Here is a 6,302-nt window from a genome sequence, read left to right as displayed (position 1 = left end):
GGGGGGGGGGGCGCACATTGACCGCAACGATAGCCCAAGGTCACAACCGCTGCCGAGATCAGCGTATAGACCCAAGCAGCGGTCATGTTTGATCTCCATGCATGGCTTTATGGTGCTCGCCATGCGCATCCCGCAGGATAGAGATGCCTCCCCATGCAGCAATGGCCGCTACCAGTACCCCAACAACAAGGTCCGGCCAATTGCCGCCCAGCCACCAGACAAGTCCACCCGCGATCAAAATACCGCCGTTCGAGGCAAAATCGTTAACGCTGAAAGTGTTGGCAGCCCGGATATTGACGTCCGGTTCTTTCAGGCGTCCAAGCAGCCAGATACAGGCCAGATTAACTGCAGCGGCGACCAGCGACATTGAGATCATCAGCGTTCCCAAAGGTTCGGAACCGCCGATATAGCGCCTCCAAGCGTCAATCAAAATGCCGACAGCAAAGATCAAAAGCAAACCCCCTGAGACGTTTGCGGCCCCACGCTTCCATTTGGATGAACGGGACAAGGCCAGCAAACTGATGCCATAGACCATGCTGTCAGACGTATTATCAAGTCCGTTAGCGATCAGAGAGTTGGAATCACCAATAGCACCAGTCGCAAAGAATCCCACAGCGATTGCAATATTGAGGCCAAGAACGGTCCAGAGCGTGCGGTGCTCTTTCTCATTCGATAAATCGAGTGTCTGTTCTGACATATCCTTAGAATCTTTCAGTTTTTCTCGTTTTCATATAGCAGTCGACGGCGAGGCACTATGCTCCAATTTCATCATGATTGGTTAAACATTCTGAGTGGTCACGCAGCACTTCAAGAACCTTGCATTCTGCAACGCTTTCGCCATCGCACTCAGCAACCATACGTTTCAGCTCTTTCTTGAGGGCCTGAAGACGCTTAATCCGCTGCTCGACTTGGCGAAGTTGCCGCCGCGCGATAGAGTCCGCATCTACGCAGGATTGAGATGGATTGTCGGACAGATCCAGAAGCTCGCGGATAGAGTCGAGCGAAAAGCCCAGTTGACGCGAGTGTCGAATAAAAGCGAGCCGGTCGAGATCCTTCTCATAATATCGCCGTTGCCCACCTGACGTCCGCCCGGCCTCGTTCATCAATCCAATCTGTTCGTAGTAGCGGATCGTCTGAACCTTGGTCCCAGTCTTCCGCGAGAGTGTTCCAATTGCCAGCATATGCGTTCCTTTAATCTAAAGTGACTGTAGCTTATCAAAGATCTAACTTCCTTGAAAAGACCGAGGTTTCACAAAGTCGTGACATGATATCGTATCAAGTATCTTTTTGCTTGAACCTCTACCGACTATAGCTTGTATCCCACCCGAGAGGTGATTTTTTTAAAGGGCGAAACTGGCAATGAAAAAGGTGCGAATAACTCTCTGGTCCATAGTAGCGGTAGCCGTCGCCATCGCTGGCGGGTTTTGGGTATCAGAGCGTGGCCAGATCCCGATTGCCGCTGCTCGAGTGTCTGTCGCAGAGAGTTTATTAGCGGATTTCGAGTTAACTGACCACAATGGAATGATGCAGGTTGACGAAGATTTTCGCGGTCGATGGATACTCATCTTCTTCGGATTGTCCAACTCACCAGACGACTGCCCGATGAGTTTGGCAACAATCGCACAGGTAATGGGCGATCTGGGCGCAAAAGGTGAAGCCGTGCAGCCTCTTTTCACCACAGTCGACCCGGAACGGGACATGCTCAATGTTCTGGCCAGCTATATCCCCCAATTCGGCCCCAACATCCTCGGGCTAAGTGGCCCGCAGGAACAGATCCAACATACTGCTAAAGCTATCAAAATTTGTTATCAGCGCACCGAGGATGAAGCTGCACCCGATGGTTACACCATGCGCCATACTTCGTCCTTTCTATTGTTGGATCCGCAATGCGAATTCGTCCGAATATCTTCGGTTTTCGGAAGGCGCAAACATCCAATTTACGGCAACGTTCGAATGCACACTGGTGTCGATTACGCAGCCGTTAAAGGGACGCCAATCAGCGCGACCGCACCGGGCAGGGTTTCCTTTATTGGATGGCAGAAAGGATATGGCCAAGTGGTGGAGATATCTCACGGCTCCAACACGATGACCCGGTATGCCCATTTGAGCGCCGTACCCAATGGACTGAAAACCGGAAACCACGTACTTGCCGGAGAAGTCATTGGTCAGGTAGGCGAGACAGGTACTGCGACAGCCCCCAACCTGCACTACGAAGTACGGATAGACGGCCGGCCGATCAACCCGCTTGGAAAGGAACTGATCGCCTCGGTAGAAAATCCTGATACCGCGGGTGCGTCAGCGCTCCTTGAGAAAACACGCGCGCTGTTTACAGCGACGCTTAGCGACGAAATATGAACAATCGAGTAGGATAACGCATGTTCCCCAAAATTGAACTGATCTTTGGCGCCGTGCTGCTGGCGACCGTGTCAACGGCCGCCGCTGCCCAGACGGCCATTCAAGTCGCCAAGACGCGCGGCTGCGGATGCTGTGTGGCTTGGATGGACAGACTTTCAGACGCTGGTTTCTTACCCGAGGGCGAAAATATTGGGGGAGCACTGATCCGTTTGAAAATGGATCGGGGTATCCCTGTTTCAATGTATTCATGCCACACCGCAACGGTCGAGGGCTACACGATAGAAGGGCATGTGCCACCTGCCGACATTAGGCGGCTTCTTGAGGACCGCCCGGATGCAGTCGGTCTTGCGGTGCCCGGTATGCCAATCGGCTCACCCGGCATGGATTTTGGGGAAACTTCCGACGCCTACGATGTCTTTCTGGTGAAAAAGGACGGTAGCACCGAGATATTCTCTTCCTATCCGGCAAATTGAACATGGAGGCGCTCACGACCCTATCTCCTATCGCCTTGGGCTTTTATGGAAGCCTTGCAGCTGGTCTTATGACGTCCGTCGGTGCCGTTCCGGTTCTCTTTGGCAGCACTCCCTCGCGAAAATGGCGCGACATCTCTCTTGGCTTTGCCGCAAGGGTGATGCTGGCGGCTTCGTTCTTCTCGTTGATCATTCCAGCGCTCGATGTTGCTGAAATTCGATACGGGGATGGGGCGATCCCGGCATTGATCGTCTGCGTTGCGATCCTGCTTGGGATGGGGGCAGTTGCCATTATGAACGAAGTGATCCCGCATGAGCACTTCAGTTCAGGGCGCGAAGGTCCTGAGGCCGCATCTGGGGTCACTACATAAAAGTGTCATTTTTGTCCGGGCCGTGCGAACGAACGGAGAACTTATGCGGCGTCCTGTATCTCGTGTTTCCGAAGTGGCCTGAGGCGATCTGAGCTGAGTGGTGGGTTCATGTTCCACAGGTAGTCCCCGGTCAATCCTACATGGGCCCAGCCAAGTGGTGCGATATGTTTGGTAATTTCGTTTGGGATGGCTACTCCGTTTTTCCTCAGATCAGTGATTGAGGCTTCCAGGTATTTGGTGTTCCACAGGATGATGGCGGCAACCAGGAAGTTGAGGCCCGACGCTTTGTGGATCTGATGCTCATAGCTGCGATCGCGCATTTCACCGAGTTGGTTGAAGAAGACCCCGCGCGCGAGGGCGTTTCGGGCTTCTCCTCTGGCTAGACTTGCGCTGGTTCTTTTTCGCAACTCAAGGCTGCGCATCCATTCCAGGGAAAAGAGGGTCCGCTCCAATCGCCCCAGTTCGCGCAAGGCAATTGCGAGTCCGTTTTGCCGGGGATATGCGGACAGGCTTTTAAGGATCGCAGAAGCAGTGGTAGTCCCGGCCTTGATGGAGGTCGCCAGCCTGAGGATTTCAGGCCAGTTGTCGACAATGTGACCTGCTTTGATGGTGCCGCCGATGAAGGGTGTCATGATGGCCGGGGGCTTCATTCCGGGCAGGAGATACAATTTGCGATCCTTGAAGTTTCGCAAGCGTGGCGCGAAGCGGAACCCCAGGAGATAGCACAGGGCAAAGACATGATCCGTCGCGCCGCCAGTGTCCACGTGATGCTCTTCGATTGCGACGCCTGATTGGTGGCGAAGCAGACCATCCAAAACGAAAGGCGCTTCGCTTTCGGTGGCGGTGATGACCGTCGAGTGGAACGGACTGAACTGATCTGAGATGTGGGTGTAAAATTTGAGACCTGGGGTGCGTCCGTACTTTGCGTTGATATCTGCAGAGGCCTCACCGCGGCCACCGGCCCGGAAGAACTGCCCATCTGAGGATGATGTCACGCCGTCCCCCCAGAGTTTGGCCAGAGGGAGCTCGCGTTGCATGTCGATCAGACAAGCCAAAGCGTCAGAATAGGTCTCCTCGCGCAAATGCCAATCATGAGCCCACGCGATTTGCCGGGCAGACAGATTGTGGGTTGCCGCGGCCATGCGGGATACACTCAGATTGACCCCATCGGCAAGGACAGCGGCAAACAGCGCCTTTTGATCTGTCGCCGGTTTGCCCGAGCGATAATGGGTGAAGCACTCCGCAAATCCGGTCCAGGCGTTCACTTCTGTCAGCAGGTCGGGGATCTTGATTTGTGGCAATTGCCCATAAGCCAGTCGGCTCATGGCCGTGGCGGCGTCGGGTGTTTCATCTTTGACCGGGGTGATGCTCAGGGTGCCACCCTGAATGGCGGCATCCGGCAGCGTCCCCGCTTCGGCACGGGCCGCGACAATGGCCATGGCCTCCTCGATCTGCTGTTGCCGTTCTGAAAGATAGGTTTCTGCATCCGCCGCGGCGGCGATCGGCAACGACTCCTCGGTACGCAAGATCTCGAAGGTGGCTTTGGGGATGAGCCGATCGTCGAAGTTGCGTCGCTGCCGGCTTCCTGCGACCCAGACATCCCCTGCCCGAAGACGATCACGCAATTCGAAGTAGACGCAGAGCTCGTATGCGCGCCGGTTGACCTCCCCGGGCGCCGGAAAGACAAATGGGCGCCAAACCTTCCGGATGAACCCGGTTGGCGGGTTGTCGGGCAGGCTGCGCTTGTTCGCCTCATACATAACGCGCAAAAGATCTATCGCGCGCAGAAGGCTGGCAGCGCTGGCCGCACCTTTGAAGCTAAAACCCCTTAATATCATGGGCGCAAACTGGCGGGCGGTCTGATATTTTCCGATGAGTTCAGTATATTTGTCGGGCTTTCCGTCTCCGAGGGCGGTTTCAATTGCGGATGTCGCACTCTCGATCTCGTCCCAATTGGCCGTGTCCAATATTCCGTTGAGATCACCGGTCTGCAGGCGGGCAGTCAGAGCCTCACGGCAAAATGCTTTGAGTGACTGTAAAGGGCGGATGATGTCCATCAGGAGCCTGGACGCTTTGTCGGAACTTTGTTGTTCCGCCTTTCGAAAGCTTCGGCCCAGCAATTTGTCGAACATATCCAGTGCAAGATCGGTAAGCTGTTCTTCCAGCCGCAGGCAGGCGGCCGACAAAACTGCCAGCAACCGAGGCAAGGCCATACGCCGCAGATTTTGCACCGTGATCCGCAAGCCTTCGCCTGCCAATCTGTCGAGCGCTGATGTCGAGATATTCTGACGCAAACTGTTGGGCAGGCCGATCGCCCGAACCACCTTCAGGCGATCCAGAACAGCCTTGATGGATTTGGAGGACGCTGATTTGGGTGCTGCTTTCAGCCAGCTCAGCGTCGACACCTCGCCCGATTCAGGTGGCGCAATCAATGCACGCAGGGCGTCGGGGTGATCCGGATACAGATCTCGGGTCCGAGCGGAAATCCTGACATTTTCCGCGCGCCGGATCGCATGCCTGACAATCAGTTCAACGGTACGGCGCGCCGGGATCAGGATACGTCGCCGCCTCAGTTCTTCAATCAACGAAATTGCCAAAGGCTCGGCCCGCGGGTCTTCTCCGGCAGATGGTGTCAGCCAATGAACAAACTCCCGCACAAGGGGTTTTGTGAACGCCTTGTATCCAAACCGAGCTATAATTTGCGCGATATGTTCGCGTCGTGTCTGCGGGCGCTGATCATAGACCGCGAGATCGGAGGCGCTGGCATCAACCTGATCTGCAAGAAAGGCCAGCATCACGTCGTTGGCCTGTTCTCCAACATTACGAACCCGCCCGGGATGGCGTAGATAAGCCAATGATACGGCATAGCCCAGACGCGCAGCAGCTGTTCGCTTTCTGGCGACAACCTCGATCTCATCCGGGGTGAGCGTGCAATACATCGCGACTTCTCGATCCTTCGAGGGTGGTGCCATCAGCCGAGACCAAAAACTTGCCGTCAATATTTGTCGCCGTGCCATAAAATACCCTCTTTTGTCCCAAGTCCGTGAAACGCTCGTTAGGCGGAACGACCCGTTCCGTCCGCCAATATGGCTTGACAACGGGAAGT

4 protein-coding genes and 3 pseudogenes are annotated in these 6,302 nt (G+C 55.2%); 4 read left to right on the top strand and 3 right to left on the bottom strand.

The window, feature by feature from the left end; genetic code table 11:
- Positions 1 to 82 precede the first annotated feature (82 nt).
- Both A3722_RS01995 and A3722_RS01990 read right to left on the bottom strand, forming a co-directional pair.
- Positions 83 to 697, bottom strand: coding sequence for a cation transporter (locus tag A3722_RS01995; RefSeq protein ID WP_009827356.1), 615 nt, complete (start codon positions 695 to 697; stop codon positions 83 to 85).
- Positions 698 to 752: 55 nt separating this feature from the next.
- Positions 753 to 1,181 carry a MerR family transcriptional regulator gene (locus A3722_RS01990; RefSeq protein ID WP_009827357.1) on the bottom strand — a complete coding sequence of 143 codons (429 nt, stop codon included), beginning with the start codon at positions 1,179 to 1,181 and terminating at the stop codon, positions 753 to 755.
- A gap of 178 nt (positions 1,182 to 1,359) precedes the next feature.
- Between A3722_RS01990 and A3722_RS25055 the strand changes: the two are divergent.
- From A3722_RS25055 to A3722_RS01975, 4 genes and pseudogenes are all read left to right on the top strand, one after another.
- Positions 1,360 to 1,833: pseudogene (locus A3722_RS25055) on the top strand (SCO family protein); the annotation flags it as partial.
- 57 nt (positions 1,834 to 1,890) lie between these two features.
- A pseudogene (locus A3722_RS24630) lies at positions 1,891 to 2,355 on the top strand (M23 family metallopeptidase); the annotation flags it as partial.
- 20 nt (positions 2,356 to 2,375) lie between these two features.
- Positions 2,376 to 2,828 carry a DUF411 domain-containing protein gene (locus A3722_RS01980; RefSeq protein WP_009827359.1) on the top strand — a complete coding sequence of 151 codons (453 nt, stop codon included), beginning with the start codon at positions 2,376 to 2,378 and terminating at the stop codon, positions 2,826 to 2,828.
- A gap of 2 nt (positions 2,829 to 2,830) precedes the next feature.
- Positions 2,831 to 3,181, top strand: a pseudogene (locus A3722_RS01975) (ZIP family metal transporter); the annotation flags it as partial.
- A gap of 56 nt (positions 3,182 to 3,237) precedes the next feature.
- On the opposite strand, the gene A3722_RS01970 reads toward A3722_RS01975, so the two are convergent.
- A complete protein-coding gene (locus A3722_RS01970) occupies positions 3,238 to 6,213 on the bottom strand; it encodes a Tn3 family transposase (RefSeq protein ID WP_037955028.1) in 2,976 nt (991 codons plus the stop codon).
- Positions 6,214 to 6,302: the final 89 nt, after the last annotated feature.

The organism is Sulfitobacter sp. HI0027, assembly GCF_001634775.1.
In the GTDB taxonomy this organism is placed as follows: Bacteria; Pseudomonadota; Alphaproteobacteria; order Rhodobacterales; family Rhodobacteraceae; genus Sulfitobacter.
This window is presented reverse-complemented; position numbering and strand designations above follow the sequence as displayed.

What these genes read in the sequence shown, in the direction of transcription:
- A3722_RS01990 (WP_009827357.1), bottom strand. Translation starts at nt 1,181, where the DNA reads ATGCTGGCAATTGGAACACTCTCGCGGAAGACTGGGACCAAGGTTCAG.
- A3722_RS01980 (WP_009827359.1), top strand. Translation starts at nt 2,376, where the DNA reads ATGTTCCCCAAAATTGAACTGATCTTTGGCGCCGTGCTGCTGGCGACC.
- A3722_RS01995 (WP_009827356.1), bottom strand. Translation starts at nt 697, where the DNA reads ATGTCAGAACAGACACTCGATTTATCGAATGAGAAAGAGCACCGCACG.
- A3722_RS01970 (WP_037955028.1), bottom strand. Translation starts at nt 6,213, where the DNA reads ATGGCACGGCGACAAATATTGACGGCAAGTTTTTGGTCTCGGCTGATG.